Origin of the sequence: Haloarcula sp. CGMCC 1.2071, assembly GCF_037078445.1 — an archaeon.
Classification (GTDB): Archaea; Halobacteriota; Halobacteria; order Halobacteriales; family Haloarculaceae; genus Haloarcula; species Haloarcula amylolytica.
The window spans coordinates 22,234-39,492 of record NZ_JAYMGY010000002.1 but is presented as its reverse complement, the minus strand read 5'-3'; the positions used below and the strand labels follow the sequence as shown (position 1 = coordinate 39,492).

Sequence of the window (17,259 nt, the reverse complement as noted above, 5' to 3'; positions counted from 1 at the left end):
GTGTACGCTCTGCCACGTCTTAATCCACTCGGACGATTCATCCGCGGCCACCGAGCTTCGAGATGGCCGAGAACGCCTTCTTCCGGATCACGTCGTGTTCGGTCTCGTCGATGAGTTTGTCAAGCGTCTTCCGGGACCGCTCGCCCCCGACCTTCCCGAGCGTGAAGATAGCCTGTCCCCGGATCTCGGGGTCGACGTCGTCGTCCTGCACGATTTTGAGTAGCCGCCGCTCCACCATGTTGTCGTCGTCGCCGAGTTCGGCGAGGCTGGTCGCGGCGAACTGCCGGAGCATCTGGTCGTCCTCGCCGAGCGCGTCGACGAGCGATTCGATGACTCGGTCCCGCTCCTCCTGGCTGGTGACCCGGCCGAGCATCCAGGCGGTGTTGCGCCGCTGGGCCGCTTGCGTACTCTCTTCGAGAATCTCGACCAGCGGCACGACGACGCTGCGGTCGTCTGTGTTCGAGAGCTTCTCGACGACGGTGTCCCGTATCTGGTGGCTCTGGTCGGTCGGGACGTTCGACAGGAGTTCGATGAGCGAGTAGACGGCTGTCCGGCGGACGGCGGCCGACTCGTCCGAGAGAGCTTCGATGAGATAGTCGACGGGCCGGTCGTTGCCGAAGTTCCCGAACCCGCCGACGGCGATGCGCCGGACCCGCTCGTCATCGTCCTCGTACAGCGGGAGCAGCGCCTGCAACGCCTGCCGGTTCCCGATGTTTCCCAGCGCGTCCGCCCCCTCGCGCCTGACGGCGGCTTTCGGGTCCGTCAGCACGTTTTCGAGGGGGGTCGTCGCCCGCGAGTCGCCGATCTTCCCGGCCGACCGGGCCGCCCGCGCTCGTACTCGCGGGTCTGGGTCCTCGAAGCGCTCTGCCAGCTTCGGAACCGCGTCGGCTTGATCGAGGTTCCCGAGCCCGTTGGCCGCTGCCATCCGGAGTTCCGGCACGTCGGCGTCGAGTACCTGCATGTACGCCTTCGCCTTCACCCAGTCTGCGGCGTCGTCTTCGAGGTCGACGCCGGCCATACTCCCGATGAGTTGCGTGATCGCGTCGTCGCCGAGTTCGTCCAGCGAGTCGATGGCCGCGCCGGTGATCGCGTCGCTGTCGCTCTGGGCCGCGTCTACGAGCGCGTTGACCACGTCGCGCCGGTCGTCGTGGTCGTCGAAGTTCCCCAGTAGCTCCGCGGCGCGGGTCTTGACCCGCTCGTTGTCACTCTCTCTGAGGAGGCGGATGAGTTCCTGTGCCTTGCCGTCCCGTTCCAGTTCGTAGAGGCTCATTGGTCGCTACACACGCCGGTAGATGCGGTGGCGTTTGTCGACCGCTTCGAAGGAGTCCCGACACTCCGCGGGCAGCGTCTCGGTCATGCCGATCATGAGGTAGCCGCCCTCGCGGAGCGATCCGCGGATCGTCTCGAAGATGGGGACCTTGAACTCCGAATCGATGTAGATGAGGAGGTTTCGGCAGAACACCAGATCGAAATCGCGCTTGGGGTCGCCCCGGATGAGGTCGTGTTGCTCGAACGTGACCATCTCCTTGACCCGGTCCCGAACCTCAAACGTGTTGCCGTCCTGCTCGATGTACTTCGTGTAATCGTCCAGCGGCTCCAACTCGTCGGCGATGTCGGTCGTCTGGGAGGTCGCGTAGGTGCCCTTTCGGGCCTCTTCGAGGATGTCGGCGTTGATGTCCGTCGCCGTGATCTCGACTCGGCGGGCGTCGACCTTGGGGTCGTCGAGCGCCAGCATCGCCGCCGAATACGGCTCGCGGCCGTCGGCACTCGGGGCCGACCAGAGCCGGACGGTGCGGTTGTTCTCCGTGAGTTCTCGGAGGACCGGCCGCAGTCGTTCCCACGCGTCCGGGTTCCGGAAGAAGCCGGTGACGTTGATCGACAGCGAATCGAGCAGTTCCTCGCGCTCGCCGTCGTCGCGCTCCAGCAGTCGCTGGTAGGACTGGTAGTCCTCGGTGTCGGTCCGGCGCATCCGCGCGGTGATGCGGCGGTCGAGATACGAGTCGTTGTAAAAGCCCGACTCGAAGTCCATCTCCTCGCCGATGAACTCCACGAGGTCCTCGAAGGTGCGCTCGCTACCTTTGTTCATAGGGTCACCACGTCGAGGATGTGGACGATGTTCCCGTCGCCGAGGACGGCCGTGCCCGAGAGGCCGGGCGTTCCCGAGAGGATACCCTCCAGGGGCTTGACGACGACCTCCTCCTGGCTGTTGACCGAGTCACAGTGGAGCGCGACCTGGCGCTCGGATTCGCGGATGCGGACGAGCATCCCGTCGCCGTTTGCCGTCTCGCCCTCGATGTCGAAGGTGTCGTCGAGGTGGATGACCGGGTAGATCTCGTCGTTGTGCTTGATGACTTCCTGACCGTTGACCTGCTTCGCCTCCTCTGTTCCGGTAATCTCGTCGACGTTCTTGATCGGGACGCCGTACTCCTCGCCGCCGACCTTGACGAACAGCACTTTGACGATAGCCATCGTCACCGGCAGGCGCAGCGAGACCGTCGTTCCCTCGCCCGGTTCGGAGTCGACGCTGACCGACCCGTCGAGCTGAGAGACTGTGTCGTGGACGACGTCCATGCCGACGCCGCGCCCGCTGGTGTCAGTCACTTCGTCGGCCGTCGAGAAGCCGGGATGGAACACGAGGTCGTACACCGCGGAGTCGTCCATCGCGTCCAGTTCCTCGGGCGAGCGGACGCCCTTTTCGACGGCCTTCTCCCTGATTCCACTCACGTCGAGCCCGGCCCCGTCGTCTTCGACTTCGATGATGACGTGGTCGCGCTCGCGGGAGGCCCGGAGCGTGATGTGGCCAGTCGGGTCCTTGCCTGCCTGTTCTCGCTCCTCGGGCGACTCGATGCCGTGGTCGACGGCGTTCCGGAGGATGTGCATCAGCGGGTCCGAGATCTCGGTGAGGATGGTCCGGTCGAGTTCGATGTCCTCGCCCTCGATCTCGAACTCGATGTCCTTGTCGAGTTCGCGCGCGAGGTCTCGGACGAGCCGCGGGAACTTCCCGACGACCTTCTTCAGCGGGATGAGCCGCATATCCATCACCGTGTTCTGGAGGTTCGCCGTGATCTTGTCCAGTTCGTTCAGCGTCTCGCCGGTGGAGTCGAGGTCGTCTTTCTCGACACCACGCCGGAGCTTGATTCGGCTCGTGACCAGTTGCTCGACGAGCCCGTGGAGGTCGTCGAGCTGGTCCACGTCGACGCGGACGGACTTGATCTCGTCGACGCTGTGTTCCTCTTCGGCACCCGGGTTCGGGTCCGAGCCTGCGTTCGAACCCGTGTCAGTACTCTCGATAGCATCGGAGCCGGTGTCTGCGTCGCTCACCAGTTCGTCGGTCACGTCGGTCACGTCGAAGCTGTCGACCTTGCCGGTCGTCCCCAGTTCGGCGTCGACGGTCGCCGCGTCGGGGCCGTCGAGATACAGGACGAACGTGTCCTCGAACTCGCCGTCCTCGATATCGGCACGGCTCGGACTCGAATCGAGAATGTCGAACCGCCCCTCGATAGACTCGACGGCCAGCATCGAGTCGACGCCGAGCATGTCCGACTCCCCGACGCTGATCTCGGCCTGCAGGACTCGCTCGTTGACAGCGTCGGCGTCGATGTCGGCATCGCTGACGCTGGCATCCGTGGAGAGCGACTCGTCGCTGTCCGAGGAGTCGCCGTCGTCCGCCGTTTCGGTGTCGCCCGCGGCGGCGGCCCCCTCTTCGAGGACGGCGCGGAGCTCTTCGACCATCTCGTCGGTCTCCGTCCCCGATTCGCCGTGCTCTTCGATCTCCCCGACGATGACCTCGATCTTGTCGACGCCGGCGAAGACGAGATCCATCAGGTCCGGCGTGACCTCCATCTCGCCCTGGCGCATCTCGTCGAGCAGGTCCTCCATCGCGTGCGCGAGGTTCGCTGCGTTGTCGAAACCCATCGCTCCGAAGTTCCCCTTCAGCGTGTGGGCTGTCCGGAAGATCGAATCCATCGCCTCCGTGTTGGAGGGGTCGGACTCGAGTTCGAGCAGCGAGTTGTTGAGTTCGGTAATCGCTTCTTCACTTTCACGGATGAATGCGTCTAAATACTGGTCGTCCATTGTCAGGTCACCTCAGTGGTAATCGTGTCGATAATGCCGTCCGCAATGTCGTCGATAGGCAAGACAGTGTCCACACAGCCCGTCTCGACGGCACGCTTTGGCATGCCGTACACCGCGGACGTGGCCTCGTCCTGTGCGATGGTCTTGCCACCGGCCTGCTTGATCCGCCGAATCCCGTCCGCGCCGTCCTCGCCCATCCCGGTGAGGATGAGGCCGACGAGCGGGTCGTCGATCGTCTCCGCGGCCGTCCGCATCGTCACGTCGACTGCCGGACGGACGCTGTTGACCGGTTCGTCCTGTGTCAGCTTCGTCCGCAGTCGGCCGTTCCGGTAGTTCTTGACCTCCATGTGCCGGTCGCCGGCAGCGACGAGTCCCTCGCCGCCGCCGATGCGCGCCCCGTCTGTGGCCTCCCGGACCTCGTAATCACTTCGCGTGTTGATCCGCTCGGCGAACCGGCCGGTGAACCCCTCCGGCATATGCTGGATAATGAGCACCCGGAGGTCGGCCTCGATGGGGAGGTTTTCCATTACCTGTTCCACCATCTTCGGGCCGCCGGTCGAAGAGCCGATGACGAGCGTCGGGTTCGCAACGTAGGTCGTCTGACTCGACGAGCCTCCGGTTGCCCTCCGGTCAGTGGCTGAACTGCCAGCCGTCGGTGAGCCCGCTCCGCTGTCGCTGGTTGTCCCGCCGTGGCTGTGTGTCGCGCCAACATCGACCGCCGCGACGGAGCTGACCATCTCGACCAGCTGGTCTTTCAGGCGTGACATCTCCATCGACACCTCGCCACCGGGCTTGGTGAAGAAGTCGACCGCGCCCTTATCGAGGGCCTCGAACGTCACGTCGGCGTTTTCGTCGGTGTGGGCCGACAGCATCAACACCGGTGTCGGAGACTCCGCCATGATGCGCTCCGTCGCCTCGATGCCGTTCATTACCGGCATCTCGACGTCCATCGTCACGACGTCCGGTTTGTGTTCGATAACGGCCGACACTGCCTCCTCGCCATCACGCGCCTGCGCGACGACATCGATACCGCCATCGCTGAGGATATCAGAGATGACACTCCGCATGAAGTGAGAGTCGTCTGCGACCACGGCGCGGACACCATCTGCCATATCACCAACGCTCCCGTCGGACAGGAGACATCGGCGAACGAGACATCCTCATACCTACTTCCAAATCCCGTCCGGCCCCGAAATAAATACTCCGCCCACGTAATCAAAGTTGATAGCCCAGCAGGCACCTTTATGCGCCCCTGTCCGCGACAGTTTGGATAAGAACCGCAATGGCAGCACAGTCAGCCACCACCGGCCAGGTACTCGAGTTCCAGCTCGGCTCGGAAACGTACTGCGTGAGTATCGACTACGTGACTGAGATCGTCGATATCGGCGAACTCACGTCCGTCCCGAACGCCCCGCCGCACGTCCGTGGCGTCATGGACCTTCGCGGGCGCACGACATCGATCGTCGACCCCAAGGTCGTCTTCGGTATCGAGGACGAGGGCGAAGAGAAGCGCATCATCGTCTTCGACCCGGAGATCGTCGAGGAACAGGGCGCGGCCGGCTGGCTCGTCGACGAGGTGTATCAGGTAGTCCAGATCACGCCGGAGCAGGTCGACCGGTCCCCCGCGAACGACGCCGGCTCAATCCGGGGCGTGATCAAGCGAGATGACAGTTTTGTTATCTGGGTGGACCCCGCCATCGTCCACGCTGGTGACTGATTCCGGTTTGTTTAGCGACACACCAGCAAGACTTTTTAACATTCCCGACAGAGAAGTATCCAATCAACTTTCAGTTCCTTCCGAAACTATGATTGAGCAAACCAAAACGGGGATCGAGGGCCTCGACGACATTCTGAACGGTGGCATTGTGAAGAACTCGACGACACTGGTGAGCGGCAACCCCGGGGCCGGGAAATCGATCCTCTGTCTCCAGTACATCTACAACGGCGTCGAAAAATACGACGAGAAGGGCATCTACCTCTCTTTCGAGGAGGACGAGTCAGACCTCCGGGAGGCCGCCGAATCTCTCGGCTTCGACAACTGGCAGGACCACGTCGAAAACGGCGACATCAAGGTGTACGACAAGCAGGTGCTCCTGCGCGAGAACGACTTCACCTCCTCGCTGGATATTCTGCTGGAGGAACTCGAAGACGGTGACTACGACCGACTGGTGCTTGACTCGCTTGCCATGTTCGAACTGTTCTTCGAAAACGAGAAGGAGAAGCGGACGTATCTCCTGAAGTTCACCGATATCCTCAGCGACAGCGGTCTCACGACGCTGATGACCAACGAACAGGGGGCCGTCTTCCCGGACACCGAGATCGGGCTGGAGAACTATCTGACCGACGGCAACATCTACCTTATCCAGACGCCGACTGATACCGGTGTGAACAGATACGTCTGGGTCGCCAAGATGCGAAAGCAGAACATCGAGACGGACATCTATCCGATGGAGATCGACCGCGGCGGTATCGATGTCCACCAGAACGCCAGCGCCTTCTCGATGATGAGCGAGGAAGAATCACCAATTTAGCGATACAATAAAGCCATTATTACTCGGTAGAACGACGGATACAGCGGCACAGGCCGCTGTTTTCGTACGAGCGTCCTGTAGTGCGTGTTTGTCTCCTTTCAGTCGATATCACAGGCGATAGCTTTATTATCGACTGAATTTATGATTTGATAACGATGGATTCAGGGGAGATTCTTCAGACGCTTGGCAATAAATACAGTGCCGAAATCCTCGACGCGACGGACGAACCGGTCTCCGCACAGGAACTCAGCGACGAACTCGGAATCCCCATCGCGACGTGTTACCGACGCATCGACGAACTGACCGAACACGACCTCCTGGAACTACACGACAACATCCTCTCTGACGACCGCCGACGTATCAAGGTGTATCGGCGGAACGTGGACGAGGTCCGGGTCGATTTCGACGACGAACTGACTGTCCACATCGAAGAGCGGTCGGAAGTGACTAACAAACTCGACGAGGCGTGGCGGACTCTATCTGAGCGGTAGAACGCCTCTTCTCGGCGTTATCACGAAAGATATTTTCGAGCGTGGATTTAATAACGGGTTCGCTGTAGCCCTGTACAGTGCTGATGATAGAACTTCTCTATGCCATATCGACGCTGGTGTTCGTCGTGGCCGGACTGACAATGGTTGGGATGGCCATGCGGGCGTACGTCCAGACATCCCGGCAGGCGATGCTTCACCTCTCGGTGGGATTTTCGCTTGCAATCGCGGGCGCGGCCGCGACGATGATTAGCGCGTTCATCAACGACTTCGAGGGCGTACGGTCGTTGTTGCTAGTCAACAGTGGGTTGACGACGTTCGGCTATCTGTTCGTGATGTACAGTCTCGTCACGTACGAGTGAGTGTGTTTCTCGACTGCATCAGCTGACCACCCTGCCCGTGAGCGGATTTCTCTGTCGACTCCGGTTTCAACGTCTATTTTATTTCTCTGTCGACTCCGGTTTCAACGTCTATTTTCGTATAGACCGCACCAGCTTGCACGCAACACGATACCTCTCGGCCACACACCAGACAACCAGCTATTTCCATCGCTGATACCAACCTATAGAAGCAATTAAATCTGATTCTTAGAGGCGACGTAGCTCAGTTATCTTCTTCAGACCTAACTATAGGTGTTCTTCTATCGAAACACCTCTTCAGCCCCTCAGAGACCTATTATCAAGTAATATAATTTGGGGGGAGGTATTATTACTGACGAAAAGAACGGTTGCATAGGGTCAGACAGACCCGGATTAACAATGCTAACGGAACTAACGAACGACGACGACCGCGGGCAGGTCGGTATCGGTACCCTGATCGTGTTCATCGCGATGGTGCTGGTGGCGGCAATCGCTGCGGGCGTCCTGATCAACACGGCCGGCTTCCTCCAGAGCAGCGCCGAGGAAACCGGACAACAGAGCAGTGACCAAGTGACGAACCGACTGCAGCTCGTCAACGCCGTCGGTGAAGACATTCAATCATCCAGCAGCACAATCGACACGGTCAAGCTGACGGTGAAGAAGGCACCCGGTGCAGGTAACATCGATCTCGGCAGTACGATCGCCCAGTGGGTCGACTCCAGTGGCTCGTACGACCTCACCTACGAAGGGACCTACGACGGTAACCCGGGCGCGAGTGAGTTCTCCGTCGCTGACGTCCAGGACGATGACGGCTCGATTTCGGGAAGCCAGGTCCTGAACGACCCGTCTGACCGCGCGACGATCATCTTCAGCGCCGAAGAGATCCGCGGTGGCGCTGCCGATGACGGCCTCGGTGAGGGTGAGACGGCGACGGTTCGCCTGAACACCCAGTCCGGCGGCACGACGACTGCTCGGTTGGTCGTCCCGGAGACTCTGTCTGGTAACTCCGCAGTCACCCTGTAAAGCGGCATATCTTTCAGTTTCGATTGCTGATATACTCGCGGCATATTTCTGCCTTCTGCGCGCTTTCCACCAGATAGCTTGCGGCACAATACTTGCTCCGGCACGTACACGGTCATTTACGAGTAATCACACGGACACATGTTTTGTTGACTACTACTCTCAGAGATAGAATTCAGCGCTCCGTCTATTCTCGGACAAATATCTGTTTTGGCCGCTGAGACTGTTGCTTACGACGATAAGTGACTTGGTTATCAAGACGTATAATTTGAGAGGAGGTATTATTACCCATGAAAAGAGTCAACAGACAGGGTCAGACAGACCCGGATCAACAATGCTAACGGAACTAACGAACGACGACGACCGCGGACAGGTCGGTATCGGTACCCTGATTGTGTTCATCGCGATGGTGCTGGTGGCGGCAATCGCTGCGGGCGTCCTGATCAACACGGCCGGCTTCCTCCAGAGCAGCGCAGAGGAAACCGGACAACAGAGCAGTGACCAAGTGACGAACCGACTGCAACTCGTCAACGCTGTCGGTGAAGACATCGATTCTTCAAGCAGCACGATCGACACAGTCAAGCTGACGGTGAAGAAGGCACCCGGTGCGGGGAACATCGATATCGGCAGTACGATCGCCCAGTGGGTCGACTCTACTGGCTCGTATGACCTCACTTCGTCTGGCTACAGTAGCACCCCGGACCCCGCCGGGTCCTCCTTCGCTGTCACTGATGTTCAGGACGACGACGACTCGATTTCGGGGAGCCAGGTCCTGAACGATCCGTCTGACCGCGCGACGATCATATTCAGCGCCGAGTTAATCCGCGGAAGCGGCACCGGTGACGGCCTCGGTGAGGGTGAGACGGCGACGGTTCGCCTGAACACTCAGTCCGGTGGCACGACGACCGCTCGGCTGGTCGTCCCGGAGACTCTGTCTGGTAACTCCGCAGTCAGCCTCTAAATTCGGTTATCTTTTCGGTTCGACGTAGTTCTCTTTTCGGCCACCCTGACCAGCGACGGAGTTATACGATAGCCTCACACACTAGTACCTATGGCTCGGCGGTCAGACGAACCGAATCCGGAAGAGGGCAAGGTACTCTCGCCCGAAGAGCTCGATATCGCCGACGACGAGCACGTCACTGAAATCGACGAGGGCCGCTACGTCGTTTCGTCGGATGTCCGCACTGACGACTCCTACGGGAATCAGGTTTCGTCGGATTCGGCGTCTGAATCCCCGCCGTCTCCTGCACCGGACCCGGAGCCGTCGACTCCCGAGTTCTCGGATGCAAACGTCCACGAGTGGCTCGCCGAACAGATGGCCGACTCGAACGCCAGATACGGCTTCGACGTGACCGCGAAGTTCGACGGCGACGTCGACCAGCAGCAGCTCGCTTCCAACGACATCGTCACCGTTTTCGAGAGCTTCATGCTCTGGTACGGCCGTCAGATGGACGGGTCGACACCGGTCGAGGAAGTGCTGGGTATTCTGCTGTCGGAATCGAACGTGCCGGTTCGCTATCCGCCAGCGGTCATCAAACAGCTCGTCCGGTCGACACAACTGACGCCGGACGATTCTATCGCTGATCTCTTGGAAGCCGTCGAGGCCGCCGACGGTGCCGAACTCTGAGACGGGGCGCTGTAGGTCATTTCCACAACGACCACCTGCAATCGAGCAGCTATCGCGATGAACAGGGGCAGCAACCTGCCCAACCGACGAGGGATTTAAATCCGGGCACGGCAGTGTGTAGGGTAGATAATGGTCCCGCGCCATCCGCCGACGGCCGTTGCCCTGTTCGTTCTGGTAACGCTCGTCGTGACGGGACCACTCGTCGGCGTCGACGCTGTCAGGACACAGCCGACGACTATCGGCGACGGGACGGCGACTGTCAGTTCCGTCCAACTGCCGACGTCGGAGATACGGTTCACTGACGGTCGGTTCGGCACGAACGTCGCGTATCTCCGAGTGCCCGATGCCAGTGTGACTGTCGACTCCGTGACGGGGCGTCCGAGACTGCTGTATCAGGTCGCGGTCCCTGCGCTCGACATCTCCCTCGAAGACGAACAGGTCCTTTCGGACGGTCAGTCCGGGACGTACCGGCTCGCACCCGGTGACAGAGCGGTCACGCCGTCGTCACTGGAGCGGGACGTGTACAGGGGGACCGTCCTGCTTCGTGTCCAGAGCTTTGAAACCGCTGAGACAATCGTTGCTGAAAACGTGACAGTGCAGGTGGAGCAATGATTCGAGACGCCGAGCAGTTCACTGGCCGCTGCCGACAGGTCGGAACGGCAATCTTCGGTGACCGCTACGGCTATGCCCTCTGGCTCGGCCTGCTCGTGACGTTCGGGCTCTACTGGCGCGTTGGGATTTTCGTCACCGACACGTACACCACTGCCAACGCACTCGTCGCTGTCTCGAACGGGCACCTCCACATCGTAGAGACGCCGTACTCCCTGACACTCGGCGCGCAACCGGGTCTGCACGAGGCCGGCGGCAGGCTTTACGGACGCAACTACGGCCAGATACTTCTGGCTGTCCCGCTGGTCTGGGCGTTGCAAGCGCTGTCCGTGCTCATTACACCCCGGCTACTGCTCCTTGGACTCTGGTCGGGCACTGCGCTCGTCTTCGTGGCTCACGTCAGCGTGCTCGGACAGCGCCACACCAATGTCGCCAAGCGAACGGTGCTGTGGGTCGGTAGCGGTCTCGTCGCTGTCCTGTTTCTGGTCGGTGCGCTGGCAGCAACAGCCCTCCCGGGCACTTCGCTCCCAATAGCCGCGTTCCAGATCTCGACGATGCTCGCAGCAGCGACGACCGGCGTCGTTCTCTACCGCCTCGTCGGAATCTGGCACGACCGCTCAGTCGCCCTGGCGGCTGGTGTCGCAATCGGTATCGCCTCGTCTGTCGGGTTCTGGGCTTCGCTTCCGAAACGGCACGTTCTGGTAGGGCTATTGATACTGACGACGGTGTATCTGTTCGCTCGGAGCCGAGTTGCGTATGCCGACGCCGAATTTCGGCTCGGGCTGGGTTTTCGTGCCGGCGCGTACATCGCCGCTGGTCTGGTAACCTGGACCCACGCCTTCGAGGGCTTTTTTCTCGTGGTGACGCTGGCTCTCGTAGACCTTGTCACTGCAAGGCGAAACTCGCTTCTCCATCTGGCCGTTGCCGCCCTCGCGCTCTTCCTCGGCTCGCTCCCGATGCTCGTGACGAACTTCCTTATCTCTGGGAACCCGGTCAAACCGCCGCGGTTGCTATCCGCCGTCGGGGGTGCGAACGTCGAATTCACACCTGAGACCGGCGGCGATGCCGGAACCGGTGGCGGTAGCGGCACTGGCGGCACTGAGGGTGCCGGAACGGACGGTGGGACTGGCGGGGGTTCCGACGGAAGTGGTGGCGGGTCTAGTGGTGGCAGTGATTCCACAGGGGCGGACGGTGATACCGGAACGCCGATCATAACACCGATTCTCGGCCTGTTCGACCGGATCATGGGACCTGCGGCCCCCGCGATGGTGTTCGTCTCGGATGCGGTCAGCCGTGGTCTCGACGTCCTGGCTACGCCCGAGCGAATGTCACAGATTTTCCTGCGGAGCGGCTCCGCGCCACAGATCAACTACGCTCCTAACTCCTACGAGGCGATCGAACTCACGATGGTCGAGGCCGTCCCGCTTTTCGGCGCGGTCGCGGCACTCCCCGTGGTCCTAGTCCGGTCAGTTGCTCAGCGGAGGCGGCAGTGGAATGTCCGTCCGTCGCACTATTCCCCCCGAACCCAGACCGATATGCTCGGTACGGCCCTCGCAGCTGTGTTCACGCTCGTCTATCTGAGCCGCCTGCCACTGCACACACAGCTCACTGTTCGATATCTGCTGCCGACGGTCCCGCTGATCATGTACGGTGTCGTTCGGATTCCGGCGGTCCACGAAACCGTCAGCGACGCGAAGCGGTGGCTCGCCGGCGGGTACGCTGCGAGTACCATTGGTGGTCTCCTCATCGGACTCGGCGTCGTTGCCGGACTTGATCTGGCGCTCGGGGAAGCGGTACAGTTCCACGCACTCCTCAATCTCGGTGGTGCCGTGGTCTGTGCTGGGGCTGTGCTGGGCCGCACACTCGTTCCCGACCGCGTCCCGTCCAGAGTGGGCGCACTGGGTCTGGCGCTCCCGGCGGGGCTGACGACAGCGTACCTCCTCCTCTCGGGGCTCGTGTACTTCCAGTACGGCCCCTTCGCGCTCGATTTCATCCGCGTTCTCACACCGCATCTCCCTGCGGTGTAACTGGGTTTCGGGACCCACCGATATCACACGCGATAATTTACGGGACACCTTTATCTAACTCATCACGATATGTAGGCTTGATAGGCATGCCAGACGTACTGATCGCCGACGATTCAGAGTTTATGCGTAACCTCCTCCGCGAGATTCTCGAAGAAGACCACGAGATCGTTGGGGAGGTCGAGAACGGTGTCGAAGCTGTCGAAGTGTTCAAAGAAGAAGGGCCAGACCTGGTGATGATGGACATCGTGATGCCCATCCGGGACGGCATCGAGGCCACGGACGAGATCAAATCCTCCAATCCCGACGCGAACGTCATCATGTGTACAAGTGTCGGTCAGGAAGAGAAGATGAAGGAGGCCGTGAAAGCGGGGGCTGACGGATACATCACCAAGCCGTTCCAGAAACCCAGCGTGATGGAGGCTATCGAGGACGTCGTCCCGTCATAGATGAACGTCGATATTCAGTCGCTCGGCACGTTCAACCAACTCGCTCACGAGGGGGCCGAACAGGCCACGCAGTCGATGGGCCAGATGACGGGCATCGATGCCGTCGTCGACGTAACCAAGATAACGCTGCTCGACAGAGCAGACGTCGGCGAGGAACTGGCCGGCCGTGACTTCGTCGGCGTCCAGTTCTCTTTCGATGGCGTTCTGGAGGGCGATACCGTTCTTGCCTTCGACGTAGACAGCGCCGGCACGATCACCGAGGAGATGATGCCCGGTAGCAGCGACGACGAGGCGATGGCCAGGAGTGGCATCGAGGAGATCGGCAACATCATGATGAGCGGTTTCATCGACGGCTGGGCCGACTACGTCGGTGCGACCATCGACCACTCGCCGCCGGAGTACATCGAGGAGTCCGGCGGTGACGTGCTTCCCGATGCACCCGAGAACGGCGACCACCAGCAGGTGTTCGTGTTCAAATCGGAGATCGAATGGATCGACGAGTCGGTGAACTTCTACATCTACATGCTCCCTGAGTACGAATCGCTCACGGAGATGATGATGGACCACGTCGACACGGACGGTGACGCCATCCCCATCGACAAGCTCCAGACGTTCAACGAGATGACGACCAGCGGCACCCAGAAAGCCGCTGACAACGTCGAGATGATGACCGGCATCCCGACCGAGTCGGAGGTGACACAGATCAGTTTCGCCCCCATCGAGGACGTGCCAAAGCAGATCGGCACGGACACGTTCGTCGGGACGGTCGTCGAGTTCACCGGGACGCCCAGTGGCTACCTCATGGTGCTGTTCGACGAGGTCTCCGCGATCAACGTCGCGGAGGCGATGATGCCCATCGAGATGGACAGCGACGAGCTAACCGACCAGCACAAGGCCGCCATCGAGGAACTGGGGAACATCATGACGAGCGGGTTCGTCGACGGCTGGGCGAACGTCCTGCAGACCTCAGTCGAGCACACGCCGCCGCGGGTCGTCCACGACATGGGGCGGGCGATTATGGACCCGCTGGCGGCGCAGGTCGGACAGTATCAGGAGCACGCGTTCATCATCGACTCCCAGATGCGGACCGACGACATCGAGTTCCAGGCTGAGATTCACGCCCTGCCCAACGAGAAAGAGCTTCGCGCCGCCCTCGACGACCTCGATGTCGAGCGGGCGACCGAGACGGGCGCGGACGTCGAACAGATATTCAAATAATGAAAGTATACGATGGTAGCCAGACGGATAGTCCCGCACAGAGTTCGCCCGAGCGCATCAAGGTCGGCATCGCGGAGTACAAGGTGACTACGGAGCCGGCCGTGCTGACCACGAGCGGGCTGGGCTCCTGTATCGGGATTGCGGTATACGACACCCGTAACACGGTGGCCGGTCTCGTTCACGTCATGCTTCCGTCGGCGGCCGATATCGACGGCGGCAACCATGCGAAGTTCGCGGACACGGGCATCGAGGCGCTCATCGAGGCCATGGCGGATGCCGGGGCGTCGACGGAGGCGATGGAAGCGAAAATAGCCGGTGGGAGTGACATGCTCGATTTCTCCGAGAACGGCTCCTCCATCGGCTCGCGAAACGCCAAGAAGGTGCGCGAGACACTTGAGGAACACGGCGTTCCCGTTGTCGGCGAAGACCTGGGCGGTGACCACGGCCGGTCCGTCAAGCTCGAAGCGGACACCGGAAATTTCGTTGTCAAAAGCGCGAACACGGATTCGATAACGCTGTGACGTCTGCGAGCAGGACTCGTGCGCGACTCAGAGCGTCAGACGGATGACCGCCGCTCGTCTGCCGGGGGCGCACTGACCTCTCTGTTCCCTGATTTTCTTTCCGAAATTAACCTGAAATGTAACAGGCTAGTACTTGAATCGTTAATTTACTGTATCTGAGTCGGGAAAATGGGATATTATTATCAAATATGATACGCTAAGGGGAATATTCAAGAGTAGAAACAGCATGAGATACAAGAGATGAGTAGTCTCGCTCTCGTGCCGCTGGCTCCAGCCGTCTCACCGGAACTGGTTGGACTGGCACCCGCCCTCTTTGTCTTGCTGACCGGCGGGCTGGTCGGTATGAGCATCAAGAATATGTTCGATTCGATTCTATCGGACGACGAGAGCGGGGACGCGAGCGAGGACGGCGGTGGCGGCGAGATGGCCGACGGCGGCGGTCTGATGGCCGACGACGGCGGTGGCGGTGACGACGACCTCGGCGGTCTGGGTGGGCTCGACGATGGCGGCGACGACATGGGCGGGTTCGGTGACGACGAGTTCGGCGACATGGAGGACGCGAGCGGACCCGACACCGACGAACTGGAACACCGCCTCGACGAACTGGAAAACGAGGTCGGTAGCCTCTCCTCGACGGTCAACACGGTTCGGACAGAAAACGAGAGCATCTCCGAGTCCGTCGAAGAGACCGAGGAGAACGTCCGGAAACTGCTCGATATCTACGAGATGGTCACCCGTGGCGTCAACCCCTTCGCCGACGACGTCGACGGCGGCATGGGTGGCATGGCTGAAGGCGGTTCCTTCGGCCTGTTCGACGACGACGGGAGCGACAATACCGAGGAGGACATCGACGACGACGTCGCCAACGCCGACGCAGAGGGCTTTTTCGACGAAGACCTGACGGAGGACACTGGCGGCGACATGTCGATGGACGACGGCGGTGTCGACGACATGTTTCCCGACGACGGTGGCGACGACATGGGCGGCTTCGAGGACGACGGCGGGTCGTTCGACGAGGAGTTCGACGACTTCGACGACACGGAGGACGACATGAGCATGGACGATGGGATGAGCATGGACGACGGGGAGAGTATGGACGAGGACAGCGACGACGGCGACGGCGGCAAATCGTTCGCAGAGCTCAAAGACGAGTACGAGTCCGGCGACGCCGAGTGGGCCGAGGGCGAGGAACCCGAGGAAGAAGCGGACGACGACGATGACCTACTCGGCGAAGGCGATGACGATCTGCTGGGCGAGGAGGACGACGACCTGCTGGGCGAGGAGGATTCGGACGACGATATGGGCGGGCTGGAAGACGACGACCTCTTCGACGAGGTCATCGAGGACGACGGGAGTGACGAGGCCGAGGCGGCTACGGAAGCCGAACCGGAACCCGAGGCAGCCGTGGAACCGGAGCCCGAGCCGGAACCCGAGCCAGCCGTGGAACCGGAGCCCGAGCCCGAACCGGAACCTGAACCGGAGCCGGAACCGACTGCCACACAGACTGAGACGGCGGCCACCGGCAGTAGCGACGAGGCAGTGGCAGACGACGGCTCGGCCGCCGATGCGGACGACGACGGGAAACCGTACCTGGCGACGATGCCGGAAGGGTTCGCAGCGGACCTCATCATCGTCGAGTGGCTCGAGTTCCTGGTCCAGCACTCGGGCTACCGCGAGACGGCTCGCGCCATCGACTACTACGAGACTATCGACTGGATCGACGAGTCGGTCGCGGACCAGCTCAAGGAGTACCTCCGCGGCTTCAACGACGTGAACGACACCGGGGATGGGCTGTCTATCGACCACCACACGGAGAGCCTGCACTACATCTCGCAGCTTGACAGTGACAGCGGGGCTGACGCCGTTGCGCTCTCGAAACTGGTCGGTGGAGGTGGTTCCGATGGGATTCAGCGTTAGCGGCTCGGCAGCCGTTATCTTCGTGGCCGCGTTCATCGGCTTCGGAATGTTCTACTCCGCGACCGCGAACAGCTTCGAGCGCGTCAACGACGCTCGCGAGGACCAGCGAGACCGACTGCTCGACCAGCAAAACACCGACATCTCGCTTGTCTCGGCGACGTGGAACGCAAGCGGCAGCGAGAATCTCGTCGTGACCGTCGACAACACTGGCTCCGAGACGCTGTCGGTGGAAGCAACCGACCTGCTGGTCGACAACGACTATCAGGCGGGCTATGACACGACCGTTGACACCGACCCCTCGACGGATATCTGGGCGTCACAGGAGCGGTTAGAGATTACCGTCACCTCACTCAGTAGTCAGCCCGACCGGGTGAAAGTCGTCACCGAGAACGGCATCGCCGAAACGATGGTGGTGAGCTAAC

18 protein-coding genes are annotated in these 17,259 nt (G+C 61.1%); 14 read left to right on the top strand and 4 right to left on the bottom strand.

What is annotated here, in order from left to right; all coding sequences use genetic code 11:
- Positions 1 to 37: 37 nt before the first annotated feature.
- The 4 genes from VI234_RS04110 to VI234_RS04095 are packed head-to-tail and all read right to left on the bottom strand — an operon-like array spanning position 38 to position 5,186.
- Positions 38 to 1,270, bottom strand: a complete 1,233-nt coding sequence (locus VI234_RS04110; protein WP_008307821.1) for a HEAT repeat domain-containing protein — start codon at positions 1,268 to 1,270, stop codon at positions 38 to 40.
- Between the two features lie 6 nt (positions 1,271 to 1,276).
- Positions 1,277 to 2,086, bottom strand: a complete 810-nt coding sequence (locus VI234_RS04105; RefSeq protein ID WP_008307823.1) for a CheR family methyltransferase — start codon at positions 2,084 to 2,086, stop codon at positions 1,277 to 1,279.
- Positions 2,083 to 4,074, bottom strand: coding sequence for a chemotaxis protein CheA (gene cheA / locus VI234_RS04100; protein WP_008307824.1), 1,992 nt, complete (start codon positions 4,072 to 4,074; stop codon positions 2,083 to 2,085). The genes VI234_RS04105 and cheA overlap by 4 nt, the downstream gene beginning before the upstream one ends.
- Before the next feature lie 2 nt (positions 4,075 to 4,076).
- The gene (locus tag VI234_RS04095) at positions 4,077 to 5,186 is read right to left on the bottom strand and encodes a protein-glutamate methylesterase/protein-glutamine glutaminase (RefSeq protein WP_336329317.1); all 1,110 of its coding nucleotides are present in this window, start codon (positions 5,184 to 5,186) and stop codon (positions 4,077 to 4,079) included.
- A 170-nt stretch (positions 5,187 to 5,356) separates the two neighbouring features.
- Between VI234_RS04095 and VI234_RS04090 the strand changes: the two genes are divergently transcribed.
- The 14 genes from VI234_RS04090 (at position 5,357) to VI234_RS04025 (ending at position 17,258) form a co-directional block, all read left to right on the top strand.
- Entirely contained in the window at positions 5,357 to 5,791 is a 435-nt protein-coding gene (locus VI234_RS04090; protein WP_008307828.1) for a chemotaxis protein CheW, read from the top strand.
- Between the two features lie 88 nt (positions 5,792 to 5,879).
- A complete protein-coding gene (locus VI234_RS04085; RefSeq protein ID WP_008307829.1) occupies positions 5,880 to 6,605 on the top strand; it encodes an RAD55 family ATPase in 726 nt (241 codons plus the stop codon).
- Positions 6,606 to 6,760: 155 nt separating this feature from the next.
- Positions 6,761 to 7,096, top strand: coding sequence for an ArsR/SmtB family transcription factor (locus VI234_RS04080; protein WP_004515272.1), 336 nt, complete (start codon positions 6,761 to 6,763; stop codon positions 7,094 to 7,096).
- Positions 7,097 to 7,179: 83 nt separating this feature from the next.
- Positions 7,180 to 7,455, top strand: coding sequence for a DUF7521 family protein (locus tag VI234_RS04075; RefSeq protein ID WP_008307830.1), 276 nt, complete (start codon positions 7,180 to 7,182; stop codon positions 7,453 to 7,455).
- 396 nt (positions 7,456 to 7,851) lie between these two features.
- Positions 7,852 to 8,475, top strand: a complete 624-nt coding sequence (locus VI234_RS04070; protein WP_336329316.1) for an archaellin/type IV pilin N-terminal domain-containing protein — start codon at positions 7,852 to 7,854, stop codon at positions 8,473 to 8,475.
- A 331-nt stretch (positions 8,476 to 8,806) separates the two neighbouring features.
- The gene (locus tag VI234_RS04065; RefSeq protein ID WP_336329315.1) at positions 8,807 to 9,433 is read left to right on the top strand and encodes an archaellin/type IV pilin N-terminal domain-containing protein; all 627 of its coding nucleotides are present in this window, start codon (positions 8,807 to 8,809) and stop codon (positions 9,431 to 9,433) included.
- A gap of 90 nt (positions 9,434 to 9,523) precedes the next feature.
- Positions 9,524 to 10,099 (top strand): DUF7500 family protein, encoded by a 576-nt coding sequence (locus VI234_RS04060; protein WP_004590732.1) that lies wholly within the window; start codon positions 9,524 to 9,526, stop codon positions 10,097 to 10,099.
- Between the two features lie 129 nt (positions 10,100 to 10,228).
- A complete protein-coding gene (locus VI234_RS04055; protein ID WP_008307835.1) occupies positions 10,229 to 10,711 on the top strand; it encodes a hypothetical protein in 483 nt (160 codons plus the stop codon).
- Positions 10,708 to 12,735 carry a hypothetical protein gene (locus tag VI234_RS04050; protein WP_336329314.1) on the top strand — a complete coding sequence of 676 codons (2,028 nt, stop codon included), beginning with the start codon at positions 10,708 to 10,710 and terminating at the stop codon, positions 12,733 to 12,735. Before VI234_RS04055 ends, VI234_RS04050 begins: the two co-directional genes overlap by 4 nt.
- An 86-nt stretch (positions 12,736 to 12,821) precedes the next feature.
- The gene (gene cheY / locus VI234_RS04045; RefSeq protein WP_004515265.1) at positions 12,822 to 13,181 is read left to right on the top strand and encodes a chemotaxis protein CheY; all 360 of its coding nucleotides are present in this window, start codon (positions 12,822 to 12,824) and stop codon (positions 13,179 to 13,181) included.
- Complete coding sequence (locus VI234_RS04040; RefSeq protein WP_008307839.1) at positions 13,182 to 14,399, top strand: chemotaxis protein CheC; 1,218 nt, start codon at positions 13,182 to 13,184, stop codon at positions 14,397 to 14,399. It begins immediately after the preceding gene.
- Positions 14,399 to 14,920, top strand: coding sequence for a chemotaxis protein CheD (locus VI234_RS04035; protein WP_008307841.1), 522 nt, complete (start codon positions 14,399 to 14,401; stop codon positions 14,918 to 14,920). Before VI234_RS04040 ends, VI234_RS04035 begins: the two co-directional genes overlap by 1 nt.
- A 240-nt stretch (positions 14,921 to 15,160) precedes the next feature.
- Positions 15,161 to 16,837, top strand: coding sequence for a FlaD/FlaE family flagellar protein (locus VI234_RS04030; RefSeq protein ID WP_336329313.1), 1,677 nt, complete (start codon positions 15,161 to 15,163; stop codon positions 16,835 to 16,837).
- Positions 16,821 to 17,258 (top strand): flagellar protein F, encoded by a 438-nt coding sequence (locus VI234_RS04025; protein WP_008307843.1) that lies wholly within the window; start codon positions 16,821 to 16,823, stop codon positions 17,256 to 17,258. The genes VI234_RS04030 and VI234_RS04025 overlap by 17 nt, the downstream gene beginning before the upstream one ends.
- The last annotated feature ends 1 nt before the right edge of the window (position 17,259 follow it).

Bases quoted from the DNA above. Each gene is read 5' to 3' on its own strand.
- VI234_RS04080 (WP_004515272.1), top strand. From the start codon at position 6,761: ATGGATTCAGGGGAGATTCTTCAGACGCTTGGCAATAAATACAGTGCC.
- VI234_RS04095 (WP_336329317.1), bottom strand. From the start codon at position 5,186: ATGGCAGATGGTGTCCGCGCCGTGGTCGCAGACGACTCTCACTTCATG.
- cheY (WP_004515265.1), top strand. From the start codon at position 12,822: ATGCCAGACGTACTGATCGCCGACGATTCAGAGTTTATGCGTAACCTC.
- VI234_RS04070 (WP_336329316.1), top strand. From the start codon at position 7,852: ATGCTAACGGAACTAACGAACGACGACGACCGCGGGCAGGTCGGTATC.
- VI234_RS04025 (WP_008307843.1), top strand. From the start codon at position 16,821: ATGGGATTCAGCGTTAGCGGCTCGGCAGCCGTTATCTTCGTGGCCGCG.
- VI234_RS04110 (WP_008307821.1), bottom strand. From the start codon at position 1,270: ATGAGCCTCTACGAACTGGAACGGGACGGCAAGGCACAGGAACTCATC.
- VI234_RS04085 (WP_008307829.1), top strand. From the start codon at position 5,880: ATGATTGAGCAAACCAAAACGGGGATCGAGGGCCTCGACGACATTCTG.
- VI234_RS04105 (WP_008307823.1), bottom strand. From the start codon at position 2,086: ATGAACAAAGGTAGCGAGCGCACCTTCGAGGACCTCGTGGAGTTCATC.
- VI234_RS04065 (WP_336329315.1), top strand. From the start codon at position 8,807: ATGCTAACGGAACTAACGAACGACGACGACCGCGGACAGGTCGGTATC.
- cheA (WP_008307824.1), bottom strand. From the start codon at position 4,074: ATGGACGACCAGTATTTAGACGCATTCATCCGTGAAAGTGAAGAAGCG.
- VI234_RS04035 (WP_008307841.1), top strand. From the start codon at position 14,399: ATGAAAGTATACGATGGTAGCCAGACGGATAGTCCCGCACAGAGTTCG.
- VI234_RS04040 (WP_008307839.1), top strand. From the start codon at position 13,182: ATGAACGTCGATATTCAGTCGCTCGGCACGTTCAACCAACTCGCTCAC.
- VI234_RS04075 (WP_008307830.1), top strand. From the start codon at position 7,180: ATGATAGAACTTCTCTATGCCATATCGACGCTGGTGTTCGTCGTGGCC.
- VI234_RS04060 (WP_004590732.1), top strand. From the start codon at position 9,524: ATGGCTCGGCGGTCAGACGAACCGAATCCGGAAGAGGGCAAGGTACTC.
- VI234_RS04050 (WP_336329314.1), top strand. From the start codon at position 10,708: ATGATTCGAGACGCCGAGCAGTTCACTGGCCGCTGCCGACAGGTCGGA.
- VI234_RS04055 (WP_008307835.1), top strand. From the start codon at position 10,229: ATGGTCCCGCGCCATCCGCCGACGGCCGTTGCCCTGTTCGTTCTGGTA.
- VI234_RS04090 (WP_008307828.1), top strand. From the start codon at position 5,357: ATGGCAGCACAGTCAGCCACCACCGGCCAGGTACTCGAGTTCCAGCTC.
- VI234_RS04030 (WP_336329313.1), top strand. From the start codon at position 15,161: ATGAGTAGTCTCGCTCTCGTGCCGCTGGCTCCAGCCGTCTCACCGGAA.